Annotated in this window: 20 protein-coding genes; 10 read left to right on the forward strand and 10 right to left on the reverse strand. The window is 38.4% G+C overall.

From position 1 onward, the window contains the following. Positions 1-17 precede the first annotated feature (17 nt). Both tilS and Q0M21_RS07290 read left to right on the forward strand, forming a co-directional pair. Complete coding sequence (tilS, locus tag Q0M21_RS07285; RefSeq protein WP_295336367.1) at positions 18-1,328, forward strand: tRNA lysidine(34) synthetase TilS; 1,311 nt, start codon at positions 18-20, stop codon at positions 1,326-1,328. Further along, positions 1,328-3,325 (forward strand): thioredoxin family protein, encoded by a 1,998-nt coding sequence (locus Q0M21_RS07290; RefSeq protein WP_295336370.1) that lies wholly within the window; start codon positions 1,328-1,330, stop codon positions 3,323-3,325. The genes tilS and Q0M21_RS07290 overlap by 1 nt, the downstream gene beginning before the upstream one ends. 29 nt (positions 3,326-3,354) lie before the next feature. Here the strand turns inward: Q0M21_RS07290 and Q0M21_RS07295 are convergent, their stop codons facing one another. Continuing rightward, a complete protein-coding gene (locus Q0M21_RS07295; protein ID WP_295336373.1) occupies positions 3,355-3,879 on the reverse strand; it encodes a hypothetical protein in 525 nt (174 codons plus the stop codon). A 142-nt stretch (positions 3,880-4,021) separates the two neighbouring features. Here Q0M21_RS07295 and Q0M21_RS07300 point away from each other — a divergent pair, with 142 nt between their 5' ends. Then, a complete protein-coding gene (locus tag Q0M21_RS07300; RefSeq protein ID WP_295336375.1) occupies positions 4,022-6,352 on the forward strand; it encodes an ATP-dependent helicase in 2,331 nt (776 codons plus the stop codon). A gap of 62 nt (positions 6,353-6,414) precedes the next feature. Further along, positions 6,415-7,035: an L-threonylcarbamoyladenylate synthase gene (locus tag Q0M21_RS07305; protein WP_295336378.1), complete on the forward strand. Its 621-nt coding sequence runs from the start codon at positions 6,415-6,417 to the stop codon at positions 7,033-7,035. Positions 7,036-7,123: 88 nt separating this feature from the next. Here Q0M21_RS07305 and Q0M21_RS07310 read toward each other — a convergent pair whose 3' ends face one another. The 3 genes from Q0M21_RS07310 to Q0M21_RS07320 form a co-directional block, all read right to left on the reverse strand. Continuing rightward, positions 7,124-7,963 carry an OmpA family protein gene (locus Q0M21_RS07310; protein ID WP_295336381.1) on the reverse strand — a complete coding sequence of 280 codons (840 nt, stop codon included), beginning with the start codon at positions 7,961-7,963 and terminating at the stop codon, positions 7,124-7,126. A gap of 80 nt (positions 7,964-8,043) precedes the next feature. Next, positions 8,044-9,033, reverse strand: coding sequence for a glycosyltransferase family 2 protein (locus Q0M21_RS07315; RefSeq protein ID WP_295336383.1), 990 nt, complete (start codon positions 9,031-9,033; stop codon positions 8,044-8,046). A 3-nt stretch (positions 9,034-9,036) separates the two neighbouring features. Further along, positions 9,037-9,486, reverse strand: a complete 450-nt coding sequence (locus Q0M21_RS07320; RefSeq protein WP_295336386.1) for a type I restriction enzyme HsdR N-terminal domain-containing protein — start codon at positions 9,484-9,486, stop codon at positions 9,037-9,039. A 53-nt stretch (positions 9,487-9,539) separates the two neighbouring features. Here Q0M21_RS07320 and holA point away from each other — a divergent pair, with 53 nt between their 5' ends. The 4 genes from holA to Q0M21_RS07340 all read left to right on the forward strand — a co-directional run bounded on the left by holA (position 9,540) and on the right by Q0M21_RS07340 (position 14,887). Next, complete coding sequence (gene holA / locus Q0M21_RS07325; RefSeq protein WP_295336389.1) at positions 9,540-10,544, forward strand: DNA polymerase III subunit delta; 1,005 nt, start codon at positions 9,540-9,542, stop codon at positions 10,542-10,544. Between the two features lie 137 nt (positions 10,545-10,681). Further along, positions 10,682-10,864 carry a CAL67264 family membrane protein gene (locus tag Q0M21_RS07330; RefSeq protein ID WP_295336392.1) on the forward strand — a complete coding sequence of 61 codons (183 nt, stop codon included), beginning with the start codon at positions 10,682-10,684 and terminating at the stop codon, positions 10,862-10,864. 46 nt (positions 10,865-10,910) lie between these two features. After that, the gene (ettA, locus tag Q0M21_RS07335; RefSeq protein WP_295336395.1) at positions 10,911-12,605 is read left to right on the forward strand and encodes an energy-dependent translational throttle protein EttA; all 1,695 of its coding nucleotides are present in this window, start codon (positions 10,911-10,913) and stop codon (positions 12,603-12,605) included. A gap of 77 nt (positions 12,606-12,682) precedes the next feature. Beyond that, on the forward strand, positions 12,683-14,887 hold the full coding sequence (locus Q0M21_RS07340; protein ID WP_295336398.1) for a response regulator: 2,205 nt from the start codon (positions 12,683-12,685) through the stop codon (positions 14,885-14,887). Here Q0M21_RS07340 and Q0M21_RS07345 read toward each other — a convergent pair. Both Q0M21_RS07345 and Q0M21_RS07350 read right to left on the reverse strand, forming a co-directional pair. Then, positions 14,884-16,137, reverse strand: coding sequence for a DEAD/DEAH box helicase (locus tag Q0M21_RS07345; RefSeq protein WP_295336401.1), 1,254 nt, complete (start codon positions 16,135-16,137; stop codon positions 14,884-14,886). The genes Q0M21_RS07340 and Q0M21_RS07345 overlap by 4 nt on opposite strands. A gap of 135 nt (positions 16,138-16,272) precedes the next feature. Beyond that, positions 16,273-17,310 carry a formimidoylglutamase gene (locus tag Q0M21_RS07350; RefSeq protein WP_295336404.1) on the reverse strand — a complete coding sequence of 346 codons (1,038 nt, stop codon included), beginning with the start codon at positions 17,308-17,310 and terminating at the stop codon, positions 16,273-16,275. Positions 17,311-17,407: 97 nt separating this feature from the next. Between Q0M21_RS07350 and Q0M21_RS07355 the strand changes: the two genes are divergently transcribed. Further along, entirely contained in the window at positions 17,408-18,292 is an 885-nt protein-coding gene (locus Q0M21_RS07355; protein WP_295336406.1) for a hypothetical protein, read from the forward strand. A 52-nt stretch (positions 18,293-18,344) separates the two neighbouring features. On the opposite strand, the gene hutI is transcribed toward Q0M21_RS07355, so the two are convergent. Further along, entirely contained in the window at positions 18,345-19,583 is a 1,239-nt protein-coding gene (gene hutI / locus Q0M21_RS07360; protein WP_295336409.1) for an imidazolonepropionase, read from the reverse strand. Between the two features lie 68 nt (positions 19,584-19,651). Here hutI and corA point away from each other — a divergent pair, with 68 nt between their 5' ends. Further along, complete coding sequence (gene corA, locus Q0M21_RS07365; protein ID WP_295336412.1) at positions 19,652-20,722, forward strand: magnesium/cobalt transporter CorA; 1,071 nt, start codon at positions 19,652-19,654, stop codon at positions 20,720-20,722. Here corA and nhaA read toward each other — a convergent pair. The 3 genes from nhaA to Q0M21_RS07380 all read right to left on the reverse strand — a co-directional run. Next, positions 20,719-21,861 (reverse strand): Na+/H+ antiporter NhaA, encoded by a 1,143-nt coding sequence (gene nhaA / locus Q0M21_RS07370; protein ID WP_295336414.1) that lies wholly within the window; start codon positions 21,859-21,861, stop codon positions 20,719-20,721. The genes corA and nhaA overlap by 4 nt on opposite strands. 63 nt (positions 21,862-21,924) lie before the next feature. Further along, the gene (locus Q0M21_RS07375; protein WP_295336418.1) at positions 21,925-23,868 is read right to left on the reverse strand and encodes an OmpA family protein; all 1,944 of its coding nucleotides are present in this window, start codon (positions 23,866-23,868) and stop codon (positions 21,925-21,927) included. An 11-nt stretch (positions 23,869-23,879) separates the two neighbouring features. Continuing rightward, positions 23,880-24,561: type IX secretion system membrane protein PorP/SprF (locus tag Q0M21_RS07380; protein WP_295336449.1), on the reverse strand; the 682-nt coding region annotated here is incomplete at its 5' end.

Below are 24,561 nucleotides of genomic sequence, written 5' to 3' on the forward strand. Positions count from 1 at the left end.
ATTAACTACTTTTGTGCATGCTGTTAAAATTTCAAAACCATCTCAATACAAACCTTTCTTTTATTAAAGGAAAGAAGTTATTATTGGCTGTCAGCGGTGGCATCGACAGTATGGTTTTGGTTCATCTTTGTCATCAACTGAAATTAGATTTTGCCATAGCGCATTGTAATTTCCAATTGCGTGGTGCAGAAAGTAATCAAGACGAAGCCTTTGTTACACATCAAGCGGAATTATTGAAAATTCCGATTTTCAATGAGCGATTCGATACCCAAACTTTTGCCGAGCAACAAAAATTGTCCATTCAAGTCGTTGCCAGAAACCTTCGCTACGAATGGTTTTATTCGCTTTTAGCCAACCTTAATTTCGATTACATTCTGACGGGACATCATTTGGATGATAGTTTGGAGACTTTCTTAATCAATTTTACCCGCGGTTCCGGTATAGAAGGCTTAACCGGCATTCCGGAACAAAACGATAAAATTGTCCGACCGTTGTTGGTTTTCTCCCGAAAAGAAATAGAAACGTATGCTGTCGATAACCAAATTCCTTGGCGCGAAGACAGCAGTAATGCATCGGATAAATACCTGCGTAACAAATTGCGTCACGACGTGATTCCGGTTTTAAAAGAGCTCAATCCGAGTTTGCTTGCTTCATTCGAAAATACGGTTCTTCATTTGAAGCAAACCCAATCTCTAGCCGATGATGCGGTAAACCATTTGTATCAAACGGTGGTGAATGAAGAGGAAAATCTTACGGTAATCGATTTAAAGAAGTTGCTGAAATACCGAAATTACAAAGCCTATTTATACCAATGGTTGCAACCTTTCGGCTTTTCGGATTGGACAGCAGTGTATGATTTATTGGAAGCGCAATCGGGCAAACAGGTATTCTCGGATTCGCATATCTTATTGAAAAACAGAGGTGTTTTGTTGTTGTTTTCCAAACAAAATACCACTAATGAAGAAGTTTATTGGATTGTCAAAGAACAAACCGAAGTTAAAGTTCCCTTAAAAATGAGCTTTTGTAACGTAAGTGACATTTCGAATCAAATGAGTAATGTTATCTTTGTTGACGAAGATTTGCTAGAGTTTCCTTTAACCTTGCGTCGTTGGCAGGAAGGCGATGTTTTTCAGCCGTCCGGGATGACCGGCAAAAAGAAATTGAGCAAGTTTTTCAAAGACGAAAAATATTCGCTTTGGGATAAAGCCAATGCGTGGTTGCTTTGTTCCGATGATAAAATTGTTTGGATAGTAGGGAAAAGAGCAGATGAAAGGTTTAAACCTACAACCAACACCACTAAAATTTTAAAAATTAATTTCGAAGCCTAATGAAGAAAGTACTTTTTTTACTGCTGAGTTTTGTATCGCTATACACAGCTCAAGCCCAAATCGTCAATCCGGTGAAATGGACAAGCAAAGTGGAGAAAATCAGCGACACCGAATTCAATTTGGTTATGGAAGCCAAAATCGAGGACGACTGGCATGTGTATTCTCAGTTTACCCCGGAAAACGGTCCGCTGCCGGCCGAATTCAAATTCAAAGATGCCAAAGGCAATTATGAATTGATAGGAAAAGTCAAAGAAAGTCCGTATAAAAAACAATACAATGACATTTTTGAAGTTGACGAATATTACTTCGAGAAGAAAGCAACCTTTACCCAAAAAATAAAGGTAACCAATCCGAAAATTACCACCATTAAAGCTTCGATTGATTATCAGGTTTGTAAGGAAGTGTGTATCAATCAGGATAATACCTTTACTTTTCAATTGCCTAAAATTACTGTCGCCGAAACCGTTGTGACTCCGGAAGTCACAGATACTGTTTCTGCCGATACAACTCCAATAGCAACTCAAGAATCAACACCAACTAAAACAGCAACACCGATAAAATCTAAAGAGGAAGAAAAAAGAGGCTTATGGACCATTTTTATTTTGGCTTTTTTAGGTGGTTTTGCCGCTTTGCTTACGCCTTGTGTGTTTCCGATGATTCCGATGACGGTAAGCTTCTTTACTAAACAAAGTAAAAACAAAGCCGAAGGCAAACGAAACGCCATTTTGTACGGCTTATCCATCATCATTATTTATGTAATTCTAGGTTCGTTAGTCACAGCCATTTTTGGTTCCGATGCGTTGAATGCGTTATCAACCAATGTTTGGTTTAACTTGATATTCTTCTTCTTATTGATCTTTTTCGCCGCTTCTTTTTTGGGCGCTTTCGAAATAGTATTGCCAAATTCTTGGGCCAACAAAGTCGATCGCCAAGCTGATAGAGGAGGATTCATAGGGATTTTATTTATGGCTTTGGCCTTGGCTATTGTTTCGTTCTCGTGTACCGGACCAATCATCGGAACGCTTTTAGTGGAAGCAGCGTCCAAAGGCGGATTGGCGCCAATCGTGGGAATGGTTGGTTTTTCCTTAGCCTTAGCGTTGCCGTTTATGTTGTTTGCGATGTTCCCGGGTTGGATGAATTCGTTGCCAAAATCGGGCGGATGGTTGAATACCGTTAAAGTATCATTAGGATTTTTAGAATTGGCTTTGGCCTTTAAATTCTTATCTAAAGCCGATTTGGTGACCCAATCTCATTTACTGCCGAGGGAGATATTCTTAGCGATATGGATTGCCGTATTTGGAGCTTGGGCTTTGTATTTGTTCGGAAAAATTACCTTGCCGCACGACAGTCAGTTGTCGCATATTTCCGTAGGCCGATTGTTTATGGCGTTGTTGGTGACTTCCTTCACATTTTATTTAATTCCTGGATTATGGGGCGCACCTTTAAAAGTGCTTTCGGGTTTCCCGCCGCCTTTGTACTACAGTGAAAGTCCGGAAGGTGTTGGCGGAAGTAGTGCTGTGGTTGATACCGGAGAGAAATTACCGGATAACGCCAAAAAGATTTCACACGGTTTAATCACTTTCTTAGACTACGAAGCCGGAATGGCTTATGCCAAAAAGGTAAACAAACCGGTTTTGCTCGATTTTACCGGTCACGGTTGTGAAAATTGCCGAAAAATGGAAGATTATGTTTGGTCGGATAAAGAGGTCTTAAACATTTTGAAAAACGATTTGGTACTGATTTCTTTGTATGTAGACGAGAAAAAAGAATTGCCTGAAAACGAAAAATATGTTTCCAAACAAACCGGGAAAGAAATTGAAACGGTAGGAAATAAATGGAGTGATTTTCAAATTACACGCTACCAAACCAATACACAGCCGCAATATTTAATACTTGATTTAGAAGGTAATACCATATCTGATGGTTCAACCAGTTATGATCCCGATGTGGAAAAATACAAAGCTTGGTTGCTCGATGGCATTGCCAAATTCAAATAAAAAAAGCCCCGATACATTCGGGGCTTTTTTTATCCTAAAATTTCACTGACTTCACTTTTCAAAAAGGCGAGTGCTACATTGGTAGCGACTTCGTCTTGCAATAAGTTACTCAGAATTTTTTCTCTTAATTCATCGGCACTTTTAACCGATTCGTCAGCAGTAGCTTTTCGAATGTTTTGAATGATGGTGTTTTTCGCGGTGATAATCATCGTCCAACATTCATCGGAGATATACACTTGCTGTGTTAAATTGTGCTCAAATTCCTGGTCGATATGGCGAATGATGAGGTTTTGGTATTCTTCTTTATTGGTTCCTAACGGAGCCACACGAATCAACAACTTAGCCGGATTAATGCGCTCTAAAAACAAAGCCATGCGTTCATAAGCCTGCAGTCGCAATGGCAAGGATTGTTTTTGATTTTCTTTTTGCAACAACCAACGACGCGTGTGCTTTTGGTCTTTAAAATAACTGTCAAACAAATAATACGCCACACCACCCGTTACCAAAGATGGCACCGTGTACATCATTAACTCGAGTATTTTATCTGCATTCATAGAATTAATTGCTAAAAATTGTTGACAAATATAATAGAAATACGCCATAATCTATATTGCAATTCAGCTTAAGTAAGCTTAAATTTGTCCATTTCGATTATTAGCCTTAGTGCCTCAGAACCTTAGCAACTTTGTACCTGAAATGCAACAATATATTTCCCAACTTAACGAAGCCCAACAAGCACCTGTTTTTCAAAAAGACGGTCCGATGATTATTATTGCCGGCGCCGGTTCGGGGAAAACACGGGTACTTACCGTGCGCATTTCTTATTTGATGAGTCAAGGCGTTGATGCGTTTAACATTTTGGCTTTAACCTTTACCAACAAAGCGGCACGCGAAATGAAAAAACGTATTGCCGATATCGTTGGGAATAACGAAGCCAAGAACCTTTGGATGGGAACCTTCCACTCGGTATTCGCCAAAATTTTGCGTATCGAAGCAGAGAAACTCGGCTATCCGTCGAATTTTACCATCTATGATACGCAAGACAGTGTGCGCTTGATTTCGGCGATTATCAAAGAAATGCAGTTGGACAAGGATATCTACAAACCCAAACAGGTTTACAGCCGAATATCATCGTACAAAAACTCGTTGATTACTGTAAAAGCCTATTTCAACAATCCCGAACTGATGGAAGCCGATGCGATGAGCAAAAAACCACGGATGGGCGAAATTTACCAAGCCTATGTAGAGCGTTGTTTCAAAAGCGGCGCCATGGATTTCGACGATTTGTTGCTGAAAACCAACGAATTGCTCAATCGTTTTCCGGATGTGTTGGCCAAGTATCAAGACCGTTTTCGCTATATTTTGGTCGATGAGTACCAAGATACCAACCACTCGCAATACCTTATTGTTAGGGCTTTGTCCGATCGTTTTCAAAATATTTGTGTGGTTGGCGATGACGCGCAGAGTATTTATGCGTTTCGTGGTGCCAATATCAACAACATTCTCAATTTCCAGAAAGATTACGATAATGTAAAAACCTATCGATTGGAGCAAAACTACCGTTCGACCAAAAACATAGTGGAAGCTGCCAATTCAATCATCGATAAAAACAAAACCAAACTCGACAAAGTGGTTTGGACCGCGAATGATTTTGGTCCGAAAATTAAAGTTCACCGAAGTATTACCGATGGAGAAGAAGGGCGATTTGTAGCCGGTGAAATTTTCGAGCAAAAGATGCGCAACCAACTCATGAACGGTCAGTTTGCTATTTTGTACCGAACCAACGCCCAATCTCGAGCCATTGAAGATGCTTTGCGCAAGCGTGACATTCCGTATCGCATTTACGGAGGTTTGTCGTTCTACCAACGCAAAGAAATCAAAGACGTGTTGAGTTACCTTCGCTTGGTTATCAATCCGAAAGACGAAGAAGCTTTGGTGCGTGTTATCAATTATCCGGCGCGCGGTATTGGAGATACCACGGTTGAAAAATTAACTGTTGCGGCCAATCACTACAAGCGTTCCATTTTTGAAGTAATGGAGCACATTGATAAAATCGATTTAAAACTCAACGCCGGAACCAAGCAAAAGTTGCAGGATTTTGTTACGATGATTAAGAGTTTTCAAGTCATTAACGAGCAACAAGATGCTTTTGTGTTGACCGAGCACGTAGCCAAAAAAACCGGTTTGATTCAGGAACTCAAAAAAGACGCTACACCCGAAGGTATCGCTCGCATCGAAAACATCGAAACCTTAATGGGCGGTATCAAAGATTTTATCGAAGGACAGAAGGAAGTCGACGGCGCCCGCGGTGCCTTATCCGAATTCTTAGAAGATGTAGCCTTGGCCACCGATTTAGACAACGACACCGGCGATGATGACCGAGTAGCTTTGATGACCATTCACTTAGCTAAAGGACTCGAATTCCCGTATGTATTTGTGGTTGGTATGGAAGAAGACTTGTTCCCGAGTGCGATGAGTTTGAATACCCGTAGCGAACTCGAAGAAGAACGCCGCTTGTTTTACGTAGCTTTGACGCGTGCCGAACATCAAGCATATCTGACTTACGCGCAATCGCGTTACCGTTGGGGCAAACTCACCGATGCGGAACCATCGCGTTTTATTGAAGAAATAGACGACCAATATCTGGAATACATCAACCCAATGGATCGCGGCGGTTACACTTATAAGCCAACTATAGATTTGGACATTTTTGGTGATATCGACAAATCGAAGTTGCGATTGTCCAAACCGGTAGCCGGCATTCCGCCAAAAAACTACAGGGAAGAACCGGCATCTTCGGCAAATATTCGTAAATTGAAACCGGTTTCGGGCACAGCACCGGCAGCAGGCAACTTATTCGACAACAAATTAGTCGTTGGTAATATTGTGATGCACGAACGCTTCGGAAAAGGAGAAATCATCAATATAGAAGGCGTTGGCGCCGACAGAAAAGCAGAAATCAAGTTTGAAGTTGGCGGCATCAAAAAATTGTTGTTGCGCTTTGCCAAACTTGATGTTATAGGATAAATTTTTTAAATACAATATTTTCTAATTGGTCTAATAATCTAAGAAGTCTAACAATCAAAAATATGGCCGAATTTATCAAAATATACGAAGACAAGCCCAGCGAAGCTGCTATTAAAAAAGTAGTGGAAGTACTGCGCGACGGTGGTTTGGTAATTTATCCAACCGATACGGTTTACGGTTTGGGTTGCGACATTACCAATTCGAGAGCCTTGGAACGCATCGCTAAAATCAAAGGGATTAAACTGGAAAAAGCCAACTTTTCGTTTGTCTGTTACGATTTGAGTAATTTGTCGGATTATGTTCGTCAGATTGATACGACTACATTTAAGATTTTGAAGCGAACACTTCCCGGACCGTATACTTTTATTCTTCCCGGAAATAACGATTTACCGAAAGAATTCCGTAAAAAGAAAACCGTTGGGATTCGTGTGCCCGATAACAATATCGCTCGCGAGATAGTAAAAATGCTGGGTAATCCTATAGTGTCGACTTCCATACACGACGAAGATGAGGTTTTGGAATATTCTACTGATCCGGAGTTAATCTTTGAAAAATGGCAAAACAAAGTCGATTTGGTGATTGACGGCGGTTACGGCGATAATATAGGTTCTACTATAATCGATTTGTCAGGATATGAACCGATAGTGGTACGTGAAGGCAAAGGAGATCCTGATATTTTTTAAAGCGATTAAAATTTCTAAAGCATATAGTATTCAACTAAAAACGCCCCAAAATTCAGGGCGTTTTTTTATTACTCAAGATTAAATCAGCTTATTGTTTTTTCTGATTTTTCATTTCTTTTTCAATCATATCGTAGAACTCGTCAATCTTAGGTAAAACCACGATGCGTGTTCTTCTGTTTTTGGAACGGTTATCAGCGGAACTGTTGTCCACTAACGGAATGTACTCTCCGCGTCCGGCAGCAATCAACTGAGAAGGTTTTACCCCTAATTCTTTAGTCAATACTCTGATGATAGCAGTAGAACGTTTAACGCTCAAATCCCAGTTGTCAAGAAGTACTGCATTGCCTGTGAAAGGTACGTTATCAGTATGACCTTCTACCATACATTCAAAGGTTGGTTTGTCGTTGATTACTTTCGCCACTTTAGCTAAAACTTCTTTGGCTCTGTCGCTTACCACGTAGCTTCCGCTTTTGAACAACAATTTATCGGCGATAGAAATAAACACCACACCTTTTTCAACATTTACTTCAATGTCCGGGTCAGAAATACCTACCGAACTTTTTAAACTGGTTACTAAGGCTAAAGTTACGCTGTCTTTGCGGGTTAAAGCATCTTGTAAACGGGTAATTTTTAAATCCTTTTCTTTTAAACTTTCCAACGATTTTTCCAAGTTTTGAGCACCTTTGGATGTTAGTAAAGTCAATTCTTTCTGATTGTTAATTAAATCGGAATTGTTTTGTTTCAGATACTCATTTTGTTTAGATAACGCCTCTTTTTCGGAAAGACATAAATTTAATTTAACAGTAGTTGAATTCAATAAGTCCTGACATTCTTTGTTTTGTGCTTCTAGAGCGGCAATTTTTTTCTTAGTTCCGCAGGAAGTCAATGTCAATGTAGCCAATGAAAGGGCAAAAATCACTTTTCTCATAAGTCTGGGATTAAAATTTTAACAAAATTACGACATTTTAAGTTTAATCAATTCGAAAGAATGATAAACTCTTGTTAAAATCAGGACTCAAAAACCTTGCCGTTCTTGACAAAATATTGATAAACGATGCTTTTGCAATGGTAGTAATTGTCGGCTTTGTTACCGGTTCGTTTTTTTAAAGTTTTGTTTATCAAGCTGTAAAAAGCAAAATGTGCTTTGATAATAGCCCAGCAATGTTTGAATTTTCCTTTTAAGATAAATTGAATTCCTGCTAAACCGTCTAAGCACAATCGAATAAATAAAAGGAAAAACAGTTTTCTCTCAGGTAAATTTTTAGTCAGCATCAATAGAGAATTTCTGAAATTGAGGAACGTTTTCCTCGGATGCCCTTCGTTTAAAGTTGCGCCGCCCACGTGATACACTACCGATTTAGAAGTATATCTTGCCGTATAGCCCAAGTTGAAAGCGCGCCAACATAAATCAATCTCTTCCTGATGGGCAAAGAAATCGTCGTCGAAACCATTCAGCTTTCTGTAAATATCTTTTCGGATGAACAAACAAGCGCCACTGGCCCAGAAAATGTCAACATCATCATTGTATTGGCCTTGATCTTTTTCAATGGTATCAAAGATTCGTCCGCGGCAAAACGGATAGCCAAATTGATCGATGTAACCACCGGCCGCACCGGCATATTCAAAGTAGGCTTTATTTTTGAAATCCAGAATTTTGGGTTGGATTATTCCGATGTTCGGCTCGTTGTCAAAAACGGATAGAATAGGTGATAACCAATTGGGAGTTACTTCGATATCTGAATTTACCAGTGCATAATAGTCTTCTTCTACCTGTTGCAAAGCCATATTATAGCCTTTGGCAAATCCGTAATTGCTGTCGTTTTTGATAATTGTTATTTGAGGAAATTTCGACTGGATGATTTTCAGGGAATTGTCTGTGGAAGCATTGTCGGCGACATAAATTTTAGCTTCTTCAGAGTACGCAACGACCGAGGGCAGAAACTGTTCCAACAATTTTGCACCGTTCCAGTTCAATATGACAACAGCTATTTTTTTCAAGACTTATAATTTAGGATAATCGGGTAATTCTTTGAGAAACACATACTGTTCCTGTTCGAAGTCCATTTGGCAAAAGTAGTGATTTAGACCGTTGGTTACCATCAAATAATCGGCTTTCAACTTTAAATTGTAACGGGCTATTTGATCAAAAGTTTGTTGGTTGATAGTCACTTCGGGAGCTTTGCATTCAATTAACAGGAACAATTCGCCATTGGGTTTAAAAACAACTATGTCATAACGCTTTTTTGTACCGTTGATTTCTATCGTTTTTTCGGCGTTGAGGTAGGCTTTTGGATATTTTTTATCCAGTAATAAAAACTGAATAGTGTGTTGACGAACCCATTCTTCTGGAGTCAGAATAATAAACTTTTTCCTGATTTCGTCAAAAACAGACACTTTATTTTCACTATTTTTGAAGCGAAACGAATAGTTTGGGAAATTCAGTTTTTGCATTTCACAAAGCTACAGTCAATTCAATAAAATACCAACAACCAAATCAACTTATTTTGGACGAAGTAGTAAAGATTATCAACGATATCAAAGCCGGAAACATCAAGCCCATTTATTTTTTAATGGGAGAAGAGCCGTATTATATTGATCGCATCACGGAATATTTAGAAAACAATTTGTTGTGTGACGACGAAAAAGGATTCAATCAAACTGTGCTCTACGGTCGCGACACTACTATTGATGATATTGTAGCCAATGCCAAGCGTTATCCCATGATGGCGGAACGGCAAGTTGTCGTCGTTAAAGAAGCACAAGATTTGGCTAAGAACATTGACAAGTTGGAAGCTTACGCACAGAATCCGCAGCCCACAACGGTTTTGGTTTTTGCCTACAAGTATAAAACTTTGGATAAAAGAAAAAAAGTAACCAAAACGTTAGAAAAACACGGATTGGTTTACGAGAGTAAAAAGATGTATGAAAACCAAGTCGGCCAATGGATCAACAGGGTTTTGCAAGGTAGAGGATATTCGATTGAACCCAAAGCCAATGCTTTATTGGTGGCTTTTTTAGGAAATGATTTGAGTAGGATTGCCAACGAACTTAACAAACTTGAAATAATTCTTCCCAAAGGCAGTACCATTACGCCGAATCACATTGAAGAGAATATCGGATTCAGCAAAGACTTTAATGTGTTCGAATTCCGAAAAGCCATAGGTGAAGGCAATAAAGCCAAAGCGCATCAAATTGCTACCTATTTTGCCCAAAATCAAAAAGAAAACCCGATGGTAGTAGTTAACGCACAGGTGTTTTCTTTTTTCTCTGCCTTGTTGCAATACCACGGTTTAAAAGACAAATCACCCGGCAATGTGGCCAAAGTACTTAAGGTAAATCCGTATTTTGTTAATGATTACATAGAAGCATCCAAAAGATATCCAATGCGAAAAGTTAGTGGAATCGTGGCGGCTCTTCGTGATATCGACGTGAAAAGTAAAGGTGTCGGAGCAGCTAACTTAAACGATGCCGAATTGTATAAAGAAATGTTGCTCAGTATTTTTAAGTAACACTTTATAAAGTTATTTGTAAAGAAAAAAAATAGTTTGTCAGTCTAAATTTCATCGAGGCAAAGCTGTCAATTCATGACACATATTTTATAATTTTTAACGATATTTGTCATCCGAAAAATTAAAACCACAAAATTATGGCAATGAATAAAAATACAGTCTTAGGCTGGGCAACTTTTATAATGATTATCATGGGACTCATTTTAATCGGACTCGGAGTTTACCGTTATGCAGACGTAGCCGGTTGGGGATTTGGTGCTGTCGGTGTTGGTTTTTTAGCCAATGCATGGGTATTCAGTTCGCTTAAAGGTCGCGTATAAATTCTAAAAAATTAAATTAAAAAATAATACTCTAACAACCTCTATTATGTCAGATGATAAAAAAGTGATTTTCTCCATGCAACGTGTGAGCAAATCCTACCAAGGAAGTGATAAACAAGTTTTAAAAAATATCTATTTGAGTTTCTTTTACGGAGCTAAAATCGGAATCTTGGGTTTAAATGGTTCCGGTAAATCTTCGTTGTTGCGCATTATCGCAGGAGTAGACAAAAATTACCAAGGAGATGTGGTATTTCAACCCGGCTATACCGTTGGGTATTTGGAACAAGAACCACAGTTAGACGAAAGCAAAACAGTGATTGAAGTCGTTCGCGAAGGCGTAGCCGAAACTATGGCTATTCTTGACGAGTTTAACAAAATCAACGACATGTTCGGTCTTCCGGAAGTGTATGAAGATGCCGACAAGATGCAGAAACTCATGGACAGACAAGCCGAATTGCAAGATAGAATTGACGCAGCCGGCGCTTGGGAAATCGATAATAAATTAGAAGTAGCTATGGACGCGCTTCGAACTCCGGAAGGCGATATGCCTATCAGCGTTTTGTCGGGTGGAGAAAAACGAAGAGTAGCTTTATGTCGTTTATTATTACAACAACCTGATGTATTGTTGTTAGACGAGCCAACCAACCACTTAGATGCGGAAAGCGTTCTTTGGTTGGAGCAGCATTTGGCACAATACTCCGGAACGGTAATCGCTGTAACGCACGACCGTTATTTCTTAGACAATGTTGCCGGATGGATTTTAGAATTGGATAGAGGAGAAGGTATTCCGTGGAAAGGCAATTATTCGTCTTGGTTAGACCAAAAATCAAAACGTTTAGAACAGGAAGAAAAAGTAGCTTCCAAACGAAGAAAAACATTAGAACGTGAGTTAGAATGGGTTCGCCAAGGAGCTAAAGGAAGACAAACCAAACAAAAAGCACGTTTGCAGAATTACGACAAGCTCTTAAATGAAGACCAAAAAGTTCTCGACGAAAAATTAGAAATCTACATCCCGAACGGACCAAGATTGGGAACCAATGTAATTGAAGCCAAAGGCGTTGCCAAAGCGTTTGGTGATAAATTGTTATACGACAATTTGAATTTTACCTTGCCACAAGCGGGAATTGTTGGAATTATCGGGCCAAACGGTGCCGGAAAATCAACTATATTCCGAATGATTATGGGTGAAGAAAAACCGGATGCCGGGGAATTTGCAATTGGTGATACAGTTAAAATTGCTTATGTCGACCAAACACATTCCAACATCGATCCGAACAAAACCATTTGGGAAAACTTCTGCGATGGTCAAGAATTGATTATGATGGGAGGAAGACAGGTGAATTCCAGAGCTTACTTATCGCGTTTCAACTTCGGAGGTAGTGACCAAAACAAAAAAGTGTCGGCGCTTTCCGGTGGAGAACGCAACCGTTTGCATTTGGCTATGACCTTAAAAGAAGAAGGCAACGTATTGCTTTTGGATGAGCCAACCAACGACTTAGACGTGAATACTTTACGAGCTTTAGAAGAAGGTTTGGAAAATTTTGCCGGATGTGCCGTAGTGATTAGTCACGACCGTTGGTTCTTGGACAGGATTTGTACACATATCTTGGCTTTCGAAGGCAATTCAGAAGTGTATTATTTTGAAGGTGGTTTCTCAGAATACGAAGAAAACAAGAAAAAACGTTTAGGTGCTGATGCCACTCCAAAACGAATCAAATATAGAAAGTTAATCAGAAATTAACAATACAACTTTAAAATCCTGAGCAATCAGGATTTTTTTTTGAAAAAACTGTATATTTGATATCCTTAACTAACCTAATGAATAAGAACAAACTAATTGGTTTGATTTTATGGTTGTTGTTTTCAATTATTGCTGTGCCAGCACAGGAGCATGAAGGTGAAAAAGCAGCTATAAAAAAACTACTCAATTTGGCTGTGGTCGATTTCGGTGAAGCGAAATACGACAGTGCTTTGGATTATTCTAAACAAGCCTTGGTCAGTTCTTTTGCTATAGATGACAACTTACTTATAGCACAATCCTATAACACCATCGGAGCCATTTTAAATGAATGTTCGGAAACGGATAAAGCGATTGAATTTTATAATAAGGCATTGATTTACAATAAAAAAGTAAACAATGATAAGATGTTCAATTGGATTTACAGTAATCTCGGAAGTGTTTATTATTTCAACGATATTGATGTAGCCAAGGGTATTAACTACTACAAGAAGGCACTTCATTATGCTTTGAAAATAAAAGATACCCTGCAAATTCGGTATACCAAACTCAATCTGGCCAGCGCATACTTTGCCATTGATCAATTTGATTTGGGCAATCAGGAAATCAAAGACATTAAAGAACAAATTTTAGCCGGAGAAGATGAAGAGGCTAAGATGTCGTTATATTTATTACTAGGTATTTATTCCAGTAACAACAACGAAAAAGAAAAAGGGGAAGCCTATTTTTTAACAGCCAAACAAATCGCTAAGAAAAATGGCTTTGATGCCTTTTTGGTGAATATATATGAGAATTTTGTCAGACATTACAAAAAGCACAACGATAAAGTAAAAACCAAGCTTTATCAACAAAAATTAGATTCACTGGATAATATAGTCTATTCGGAAGAAAAGATTAATAATCTAAAAAAAGCGGCCAATCAAATCGAATTGCAAGAGTATAAAATGCAGTTGGAAAAGATTGAATCTGAGAATGAAAAACACCAAAAGAGTTTAAAAGAATCCAAACTTGTTGTCATTCTTTTTATCATCATTTTAATCATATTATTGTTATTACTCTTAACACTTTACAAAAACGTTAAACTTCGGGAGCAAGCCAATCAGGAACTGTTGTTAGCCAATGAAGCACTCAAAGAAGCCAAGGAAAAAGCAGAAGAAGCGTCTCGATTAAAATCACAATTCGTCTCTACCATTACACACGAGCTGCGAACTCCTTTGTACGGTGTTATCGGAATCACCAACATCATTACCGATGAACACAGAGAATTGGCCAATAGTCCGCATTTAAAATCACTCAAGTTTTCCGCCAAGTACTTATTGTCGCTGGTTAATGATATTCTTCAAATCAATAAGATAGAAGAAAAACGAGTGGTTTTGGAGAATTTAATTTTTAATCTTACCGATGAAATCACTACCATTCAAAATTCGGTAGAATATATAGCTGAAAAGAATAACGATAAATTAATTATTGAAATAGATACTGCCATACCTGAGTTTTTAATTGGTGATAAATTGCGACTTTCTCAAATCATTATGAATTTGGTGAGTAATGCTTTGAAATTTACCAAAAATGGAGAAGTGGCTTTGACGGCTGATTTGAAAAAAGTGGTCGATAAAATCTATTATATCGAGTTTAAAGTTAAAGATACCGGAATCGGCATAGCCAAAGAAGATCAGGATAAAATCTTTGATAAATTTGTTCAAATCGAACGAAAAGAAGAAGATTATCAAGGCACAGGTTTGGGTTTGGCCATTGTTTCGCGCTTGGTTCAATTGTTTGATAGTGAAATTCACCTCGAAAGCGAAGAAAATGTCGGGACAACTTTTTCATTTACCATTGGCTTCGAATACGATGAAGAAAAATCAAAAGAAATCATCAATAATATTGAAGTCGATTTATCCGATAGCCATTTGTACAACATTTTGGTGGTTGAAGACAATAAAATAAATCAAATGGTGACCAAAAAAATCATCCAAAGCAGTAATATGACTTGTACCATAGTGGATGATGGTTATGCTGCCATTGTAGCTTTGGAGAGAGAACGTTTTGATTTGATTTTAATGGATATCAATATGCCGTTAATCAACGGTTTTGAAACTACCCGTAAAATCAGGGAAAAAGGAATAGAGATACCGATTATTGCACTCACGGCGTTCGACAAGCAGGAAGTCACCGAAGAAGCTATTTCGGCTGGTATGAACGATATTATGGTGAAACCTTTCGAGCCGTCAAAATTATTCCAAGTGATTAGTAATAACGTAAAAAACAGAGAAAGCGTTGATTAATACCAACGCTTTTTATTTTTCTTTGACGCTACCGATTTTCTCGACTTACTTTCACTGTTCGTTTTCTTTTTATTTCTCAAATCGGGTTTAGCCTCGGGATTGGGAATACTTTCTTTCCAAGGAAACGGATGGTCTTTGATGATTTTTACATTAACCTTAATTAGTTTTAAGATGTCTTTCCAGTACACTTCTTCGTCTTTACCACAGAAAGAAATCGATATGCCGCCATTGCCGGCACGACCGGTTCTACCAATGCGGTGAACGTAGGTTTCCGGAATATTAGGCAAATCGAAATTGATTACGTAAGGCAAACTTTCAATATCAATTCCACGAGCGGCTATGTCCGTTGCCACTAAAACCGTAATCTCCTTGTTTTTAAACTGATCTAAAACGCGTTGGCGAGCGGTTTGTGATTTGTCGCCGTGAATGGCTTCGGCATTGACACCGTTTTTCTTCAAGGCCTTCACCACATTATCGGCACCGTGTTTGGTGCGGACAAATACCAATACGTTGTTCAAATTTTGATTGCGAATCAAATGATATAACAACCCGCGTTTGTTCTCTTTATCAACAAAATATACTTGTTGTTCAATGATTTCGGCGGTAGATGAAATAGGAGTGACCGAAACGTATTCCGGATTATTTAAGAATGTATCGGCTAATTCGCGTATCGCCATCGGCATAGTGGCCGAGAACAATAGCGTTTGGCGATTATTTGGTGCCAATTTCACAATTTTTCTAACGTCATTGATAAAGCCCATATCGAGCATCAAATCGGATTCGTCCAATACTAAAAAGTGCAAATGATCGAAATCTAAAAAACCTTGTTTGTGCAAGTCTAAAAGACGGCCAGGCGTAGCAATTAAAATATCAATGCCCTTTTTCAATTGGTCAACTTGCGGTACTTGTGACACACCGCCAAAAATGGTCAACTGTCTTAAATTGGTATATTTGCCGTAGGTGTCAAAACTTTCTCCAATTTGAACGGCTAACTCTCGGGTTGGTGTCACTACTAAACAGCGAATTTGTTTGGTTTTTTTAGAGGAACCGACCATTCGGTGTAAGTGATGTATAATGGGAATGGCAAATGCTGCGGTTTTTCCCGTGCCGGTTTGAGCACAGCCCACTAAGTCTTTTCCGGCTAAAACAATCGGAATGGCTTTTTCTTGAATAGGCGTGGGGTTGGTATATCCTTCTTCAAAAACAGCTCTTTGAATACTTTTGGATAATGATAAATCTTCGAATAACATATAATTTGTTTGCGATTAAGTACAAACCGCCACAAAGATAGGGTTTTATTAGTTAGGAGTTCAATGTTTCAAGTTTCGGGTTGCGAGTTTTGGGTTTCTGAATGAACTTTGAACTCGCAACTTTGAACTCGAAATTTATATAAGTTCTTTTCTGGCTTTGATAAAATCGGTGACCAAGTAGCCAATGAGTTTTCCGATTAGATGATTGTTTTTTTCTTCGCCTAAATCGGGAGCACCTTCGCATATGTGTAAATAAGCCGCATTTTTATTTTTACCGAAGAAGTACACAAACTGGCGCAATTCTTCTATCGAAAAACCGCTCATAGTCATAGCACTGCTGGCAATATTGGGCAAAGCATCCAAATCGATTTCAATCCCGTAAGCGTCGTTTTTAATGAAGTCGTAAGCCGTATTTAACTCTTGTTGGAAGTTTTTTTGTTGTCGAACTTTAATTTCATCGTAAGTGTTGTAGTTCACTCTGGCTTCTATTTTTTTCAGAATGTCGAGTACATTTTTAGAAGTATAGTTTTCGTGCAAACCAAAAATGAAATACTTTTTAAGAAAACCTTCTTCGTAAGCGTATGAGAAACCATTGCCGCTGTGTCGCCCTTCTAAGATTCTGAAATCAGAATGCGCATCAAAATTTATGGCATTGATGGGTTTTCCTAAACCTAAAGCCGTTCCTTTGATGTTGCCGTAGGCGTTGTTATGGCCGCCGCCAATAATAATCGGCGTTTTTCCGCATTTGATGATGGAGGTTATCACATGAACTACTTCTTTGTCGATGCGTTCCACTAAAGTAGTCAGCAATTTACGGTCGGCCGTTTTGTGAAAATCCAAGTCCTTGGCTTCTTCCATTTCTTTGGAAATGTCAATTTTACCCAAAACCACTATTTGACTGCCTTTACAAAAGCGATTGTGTTGAATGTTGGCAATACTGCTGATGGCACTTTGCCAGGCAGAAGCCGCTCCTGGACGGCCAAAATTAGCTCTGACACCCACATCTTCCGGTATACCCAACAGTGCATATTTAGCGTCACAATTTTTGAGAAAGGTCATGCAGTTTTCGCCTTTCGGGATGGTCAGCATCTTTTCGCCAAACTTTACTTCGCCACTTCGGTGGTTGGTAACTTTGGCCAAATCGCTTATGGTAAAAGGAATGATACGCTCCATTTTAGTGTTAAAAATTTCTCAAAAATATAATATAATGGGGAATTACACGTTACTATGTTAAATATTATTACTTTTGCTCTAATTAAATCTATAACTTATGGAAAATCAAAACGGTAACTCTAAACTGAAAGCAATTATTGCCATTTTGGCTATTTTATTAGTTGGTAGTTTGATTTATATTTTCAAACTGACTTCTGATGCTGAAACTCTTGAAACTACTATTGTAGAAACAAAATCGGAAAAAGAAAGTGTGCTCAAAGACTTGGAAACGTTGAAAGCTTCCTACGATGAGGCCATTGCCGAAAACACTACTATGTCGGATGAATTAATTGCTGAAAGAGAAAAGGTTACCAAGTTAATAGCCGAGTTAAAAGCTTCAAAAGGTGATAATGCTTCTTTGAGAAAATACAAAGAACAATACAAGACTTTGGAGCAAAAGATGAAAAACCTGATGCAGGAAGTTGAAGTATTGAAAGCTCAAAATCAAGAGTTGACTACTAATTTAGATAGCACTAAAGTAGTTTTAGAAGATTCTAAAAAGTACAATCAGGTATTGGTTGGTCAAAACGAAGAATTGGCAAAAACTGTTGAAAAAGGTCAAAAATTATCGGTAACCAATTTAAAAACGGCGGCTTACAAACAAAGAAGTTCCGGTAAACAAATTGAAACCGACAAAGCCAGTCGTGCCGATTTACTTCAAATCAGTTTTACCATTGCTGAGAACAAAATCGCCAAATCGGGAGATAAAGTATACTATGTTCAGGTAATTGACGCTAAAAACAACGTGTTAGGTGATAAAGCTACTATTTCTTTCGGCGATACATCATTGACTTACAGTTTCACTACCACGGTTAAATATGAAAACAAAACCGTTGATGTGAAAGAGCAATTACCGGGTAAAGATTTTCCAAAAGGAACTTACTTTGTAAATGTATTCGATAAAGGAGAATTGGTTTCTAAGAGCAGTTTCTCTTTGAGATAATCGATTCCGATAAACATAAACTAAAGTCCTTCGTTCATTCGGAGGACTTTTTTTATGAAATCAATTTACCGTTAAGAAGTACTTGTTCGACCGGATTGCTGCCAAAAGCATACGGAATTTCATAAAAAGAATTCAACGGTTTAGTAATAATCAAATTGGCTTTTTTGCCCACCGTAATACTGCCATGTGTAGCCGATAAACCCATAGCATAAGCACCGTTGATAGTGGCCGCATTGATAGCTTCTTCCGGTGTCATTTTCATTTTGATACAAGCTGTGGCAACCACAAAATTCATATTTCCTGATGGTGTAGTGCCCGGATTGAAATCGGTTGCCAAAGCTAATGGCAATCCGGCATTCAACATTTGTCTTGCCGGTGTGTAAGGAATACTGATGAAGAACGAACAACTCGGCAAAGCCACTGGCATGGTTTCGGTGTTTTTTAAGACTTCAATATCTTCTTCGGTTACAATTTCCAAATGATCTACAGAAAGTGCCTTATGCTTCACGCAAGCGGCAATTCCGCTAATAGCAGTAAATTGGTTCACGTGGATTTTAGCCTGCAAACCGTATTGTTTCCCGGCTTCCATGATGCGTTCGGTTTCGGCTACCGAAAAATAACCGGTTTCCAGGAAAGCATCAATGTAATCCGCCAAATTTTCTTCGGCTATTTTAGGCAACATTTCGTTAATAATAATGTCGATATAAGCTGAATGGTTTTCTTTGTATTCTGTTGGAAAAGCGTGCGCGCCCAGGAACGTTGATTTGACAGCAATCGGATAATCCTGAGCTAATTTTTTTATCACGCGCAACATTTTCAATTCGCCTTCTACCGTCAAACCGTAACCCGATTTGATTTCGATGGCGCCGGTGCCTTGTTGGATTACTTCTTCCAAACGCTTTTTTGATTGTTGGTAAATCTCATCTTCTGAAGTTTCGTTCAATCGTTTCGCTGAATTTAGGATGCCACCACCACGCTGGGCAATTTCCTCATACGATAAACCGTTAATGCGATCCACAAATTCCTGCTCGCGATTCCCGGCATACACCAGATGCGTATGGCTGTCACACCAAGAAGGAAGTACTATTTTTCCGGAGGCATCGATAGTTTTGTCAGGAGAGAGTTTCGGACAATTGTCCATATTGCCGAAAGCGGCTATCGTATCATCTTCTACCAATAGAAAGGCATTTTTTATCGAGGGTAAAATAGCCATCTCATTACCGGAAACTTTATCTATTGGTGTTTCGCGTACTTGCAGTAATTCTTTGATATTGATAATAAGCGTTTGCATGCGTTGATTTTTGGTAAAAATAGTTTGAAAAAACTAAATATGCTTAATTTTAAACAAATTTAGAATCCGTGAGAAAAATTAAATACAAAAAGGGTAGAAAAGTACAGCCAACTTTTTTTGACTATACTGGTGTGCACAAACATACTAAGACAGAAATGCAATTGTTTGTTTACGATACGAACGATTTGACCGAGTTTGATGAATTTTCCACTTCGCAATTGGGAAAATGTATGGCGTCTGATAAAGTCAATTGGCTAAACATTCACGGACTCAATGATACGGATGTTATTAAAGCTATAGGTGATTTTTTGCAAGTCGACAACTTTATGTTAGGCGATATTTTGAATACCACCAAACGCACTAAATTGGATGAATATCACGAGGTGTTGTTCTTCAATATTAAATCGTTATTGCCGGTAGAAAACAGCGATAATATCAATGTTGAACAGATAAGTTTTTTGTTGAAAAATGGCATTTTGGTTTCGTTTCAGGAAAAGCGAAGCGACTTTTTTACACACATTCGCGAACGCATCCGAACGCACTCCGGTATTGTAAGAGATAAGAAAGCTGACTATTTATTGTATTTGTTACTCGATGCCGTGATGGAGAATTTTTACATTACTATAGAGAACGAAGAAGATCGTGTAGAGGAACTGATCAATCTTTCTAAAACAAGTACCAGTCCGCAAATATTGGAACAAATTGAAAGACATCGGGACAATTTTAACTTTTTGAAACGGTCGATTATTCCGTTGCGCGATTCATTGTATTCCATCAAAAGTATCAAAGACGACAATGTGTTTAATACGATTGAACACGATAACTACAGCTTCTTTTCGCGTTTGCATCAAAAGTGTTTGGAATTGTTGGAGCAAATTGAATACGATTTGACTTCGCTCGACAGTGCGTCAAACTTTTATTTCTCGGCCCAAAACCAAAAGATGAATCAGGTAATGAAAACGTTGACTGTCGTTTCGGTATTTTTTATGCCGTTGACTTTCATTGTAGGTATCTACGGAATGAACTTCGACAACATGCCGGAACTCCATTGGCAATACGGCTACTTTTTAGTGTTGGCCTTTATGTTGATTTTGCTCTTGGGAATGATTTACTACTTCAAAAAGAAAAAGTGGTATTAGACTTTTTGAGGTTTTAATATCGATTTTAAATACAATAACCCGATTACAGCAGCTATCAACGACGAAACTAAAATCATGATTTTGGCATTGTCTATATGTTCACCGTCGGAAAAGGCGAGGAGTGTGATGAAGATGGACATCGTAAACCCGATTCCGCCTAAAAAGCTGACTCCTAAGACAGATTTCCAGTTTAAATCTCTTGGTAAACGGCTAATCTTAAGTTTTACCGCTATATAACTGAGCAGCATAATTCCAAGAGGTTTTCCAACGATTAAACCCAGAGCAATACCTAAAGTGTAGTGATGACTCAAGGCATAATGCCAATCAGAATTCAAGACGATAGCGGTATTGGCTAAGGCAAAAAGCGGCAAGATTACAAAGGCTACCGGTTTGTGCAAAAAATGTTGTAAGATATAAGAAGTCGATTTTTCATCGCCATTACCAAAAGGAATCGCAAAAGCTAAGAGTACACCTGTAATGGTAGCATGTACGCCAGAGTTCAACATAAAATACCACATTACTACACCGCTAACCAGGTATGGAATTAAGTTTCTGACTTTGAGTCGGTTCAAAACTAACAGAAATACAAAGATGCCTAATGCTATCATAAGGTTGGTTATCACCAAACCTTTGGAATAGAATATGGCAATGATTAAAATGGCGCCCAAGTCGTCAATAACGGCAAGCGCAGTTAAAAAAACTTTTAACGAAACCGGTACTCGATTGCCTAGTAACGAGAGTATACCCAAAGCAAAGGCTATGTCAGTAGCCATTGGAATTCCCGCTCCGGATTGGGTATCAGTTCCGTAGTTTAGAAACAAGTATAATCCCGCAGGAACCAACATACCGCCTATGGCCGCAAATATGGGCAACAAAGCATTTTTGAGATTGGATAGCTCTCCTGCATACACTTCTCTTTCCAATTCCAAACCAATGAGTAAAAAGAAGATGGTCATTAACCCATCATTAATCCAATGCTCGACGGAATGATTTGCAATTTGGTAATGCCAAAGGTGAAGATATTCTTCACTTAAAAAGGAGTTTGTCAATAATAGCGAAAGTAGTGTACATAGAATCAGTACAAATCCACCGGCTCTTTCGCTTTCAAAAAAGTCTTTGAATAGTTTGGTAATCTTCATGTTCCAAAGATAAAAAAAAGCACCCGTTTTAGGGTGCTTTTTATATCATTATTAGGAATTGAATTATAAACTGGTGATTATAAATTCACTTCTTCTGTTCAACTGATGGTCTTCTTCACTACATGGAACGCCATCGGCACATTTGTTTACCAATTCGGTTTCACCTAAACCTTCAGCAGTTAAACGATCGGCAGCAACACCGTTTTTGATTAACCAATCTCTGGTAGATTTTGCTCTTCTGTCCGACAATTTTTTGTTGTAAGCATGAGAAGCACGGCTATCGGTATGTGAACGAATGTTGATTTTCATAGTAGGATTTTGGTTCAATACATCCAACAATTTGGCTAAATCAACTGCAGCATCCGGACGGATATTCCATTTGTCTAAGTCGAAGTAAATGATGTTGATTTTGAAACAATCCGCTAAGTCATCACCAATCTTAACGCGACATGTCTTGGTCTTAAGCTCGATGTTCAATTCGGTTTTTCCGGATTCAGAACCGATGATTACGGCAGGTTCTTTGGTCTCATAATCTTCAAGAGAAGCATTTACGTAGTATTTGGTACCACATTCTACTTCGGTGAATTCATATTTGCCTTCGGCATCAGAAACCGTTTCTTTCAATTTATTGAATTTTTCATCCATTAAGACCAATTTGGTATTTGGTAATACAGCTTTAGTATCTTCGTCTGTAATAACACCATATAAGATTTGATCGCAGAAAATAGGTTTGGTTTCTAAAAACTTATAGATGTCATCGCTTCCTTGTCCACCATCACGGTTAGAGCTCAAGAAACCTCTTTTGGTTTTGGTGTTGATGATAAATCCAAAATCATCTTTCGGACTATTTCCTTCTTCACCAATATTTAAAGGTGCTTTAAATTTGCCGTTGTCTTTTGGGATACGGGTCACAAAAATATCCAAACCACCTAAGCCGGGTTGACCGTCAGAAGCGAAGTACAATTCATTATCTTCAGACACGAAAGGATAAGTTTCTCTACCTTCTGTATTGATAGTATTGCCTAAATTTTCAGGTGTTCCGAAACTGCCGTCTTCGTTGATTTTCACTCTGAACAAGTCGGACAAACCGTGAGTTCCAGGCATGTCAGAGGCAAAGTATAACGTTTTTTCATCTGGTGATAGGGCAGGGTGAGCCGTTTGGTAACTGTCACTGTTAAAAGGTAACGGCGTAATGTTGATCCATTTTCCGTCGGCATCTAAATTAGCTTTGTAGATTTTAAGTAAAGTTACTTTGTTGGCATCAAAACCTCTTCCGTCCAAATAGTTATTACGGGTAAAGTAAACCGTTTTTCCGTCTTTGGTGAAAGCCGGTGTATCTTCATGGTATTTGGTGTTAATTTTTTTGCCAAACTTATCTACACCGCTCAAAGAACCATCTTCGCTTAAAGCCGAGCTGTACAAGTTTGTGAAGTACTGCCCGGTCCAAGTGTGAATTCTTTTAGAGAAGTTACCGGTATCACGAGCAGAAGTGAAGATTACTTTATCTCCTAAATAAGCCGGTCCGTAATCTGAGTATTTAGAGTTAATTCCGGCATTTTCAATTTTATAACGGCCTGAGTTCTTTTTGATAACCTCCAGATAGTTTTTGTTCTTGTTGAAGATTTCTTGTCGACTGTCATTCCCGCTTTTCTGACCAAACTTAGCCATCATGGCATCTGATTTTGCATAGTTTTTTGTAGCTCTCAAGGTTTGTGCATAGCGGTAATAAAATTCCGGCTCTTGTTCAGGGTTGGTGGCGTAAAGTTCCTCATACCACTTGTTGGCCTTTTCTAATTCGGCATTAAAATAGTATGCGTTACCAATCTTGAGCAGCATATCCGGAGATTTGTATCCCTTTTCATAGATACGCTCATAAGTTTTAATGGCATCGATATAGGCGTATTTGTCATACTCCTTATTTCCCTTTACTTCTTTTTTCCCAACTTGCGAATAGCTGTTTACAGCAGCGAAAGTCAATAGTACTAAGTATATAATTTTATTTTTCATAATCGTTGTTATTAGAAGAATCTAGGTGATACCAATTTACTTACTTTATTGAATAGTTCAAATCGTAAGAATACCTCATGTGAACCTGAGTTGTAATTTCTCAACTCAGTTGTCTCGCGATCGTAACTGTAACCGATGAATAATCCGTCTGTTACTTGGAAACCAGCCAATGCACTTACAGCGGCATCCCAACGGTAAGCAGCACCCAACATTAACTTGTCAAAGAACAAGAAGTTAGCAGAGGCATCTACTTGTAAAGGTGAACCTGTAACTACCTTGGTCAAGAAAGCTGGTTTGAATTTCACTGATGGTGAAATGTCAAAGACATAACCTCCGATAGCATAAAAGTTCATTCTTTCTTGGAATACAGCAACCTCGTTATCATTGTACTTAGAGTCTTGTAAAAAGTTAGGAACTGATAAACCAAAATACATTTTATCAGAGTGCAAGTAGATACCTGCTCCAAAATTTGGCGAAAAATCATTGTCGAAATTTTGTAAGTTCGGATCATTAGCATCGGCAGGATTCAAACGGTTAACATCTAAGTTGAATAAATTTCCTGAAGCTTTAATACCAAAGGATAATTTAAATTCTTCTGAAGTTTGAATGGTATAGGATAAATCCGCCGAGATAGTGTTATCACTGGTAGGCCCGATTTTATCATTTACAAATGAAACTCCCAATCCTAAATTA

Source organism: Flavobacterium sp. (assembly GCF_024710485.1).
In the GTDB taxonomy this organism is placed as follows: Bacteria; Bacteroidota; Bacteroidia; order Flavobacteriales; family Flavobacteriaceae; genus Flavobacterium.

Bases quoted from the DNA above. Each gene is read 5' to 3' on its own strand.
- tilS (WP_295336367.1), top strand. From the start codon at position 18: ATGCTGTTAAAATTTCAAAACCATCTCAATACAAACCTTTCTTTTATT.
- Q0M21_RS07290 (WP_295336370.1), top strand. From the start codon at position 1,328: ATGAAGAAAGTACTTTTTTTACTGCTGAGTTTTGTATCGCTATACACA.
- Q0M21_RS07295 (WP_295336373.1), bottom strand. From the start codon at position 3,879: ATGAATGCAGATAAAATACTCGAGTTAATGATGTACACGGTGCCATCT.
- Q0M21_RS07300 (WP_295336375.1), top strand. From the start codon at position 4,022: ATGCAACAATATATTTCCCAACTTAACGAAGCCCAACAAGCACCTGTT.
- Q0M21_RS07305 (WP_295336378.1), top strand. From the start codon at position 6,415: ATGGCCGAATTTATCAAAATATACGAAGACAAGCCCAGCGAAGCTGCT.
- Q0M21_RS07310 (WP_295336381.1), bottom strand. From the start codon at position 7,963: ATGAGAAAAGTGATTTTTGCCCTTTCATTGGCTACATTGACATTGACT.
- Q0M21_RS07320 (WP_295336386.1), bottom strand. From the start codon at position 9,486: ATGCAAAAACTGAATTTCCCAAACTATTCGTTTCGCTTCAAAAATAGT.
- Q0M21_RS07330 (WP_295336392.1), top strand. From the start codon at position 10,682: ATGGCAATGAATAAAAATACAGTCTTAGGCTGGGCAACTTTTATAATG.
- ettA (WP_295336395.1), top strand. From the start codon at position 10,911: ATGTCAGATGATAAAAAAGTGATTTTCTCCATGCAACGTGTGAGCAAA.
- Q0M21_RS07340 (WP_295336398.1), top strand. From the start codon at position 12,683: ATGAATAAGAACAAACTAATTGGTTTGATTTTATGGTTGTTGTTTTCA.
- Q0M21_RS07345 (WP_295336401.1), bottom strand. From the start codon at position 16,137: ATGTTATTCGAAGATTTATCATTATCCAAAAGTATTCAAAGAGCTGTT.
- Q0M21_RS07350 (WP_295336404.1), bottom strand. From the start codon at position 17,310: ATGGAGCGTATCATTCCTTTTACCATAAGCGATTTGGCCAAAGTTACC.
- Q0M21_RS07355 (WP_295336406.1), top strand. From the start codon at position 17,408: ATGGAAAATCAAAACGGTAACTCTAAACTGAAAGCAATTATTGCCATT.
- hutI (WP_295336409.1), bottom strand. From the start codon at position 19,583: ATGCAAACGCTTATTATCAATATCAAAGAATTACTGCAAGTACGCGAA.
- nhaA (WP_295336414.1), bottom strand. From the start codon at position 21,861: ATGAAGATTACCAAACTATTCAAAGACTTTTTTGAAAGCGAAAGAGCC.
- Q0M21_RS07375 (WP_295336418.1), bottom strand. From the start codon at position 23,868: ATGAAAAATAAAATTATATACTTAGTACTATTGACTTTCGCTGCTGTA.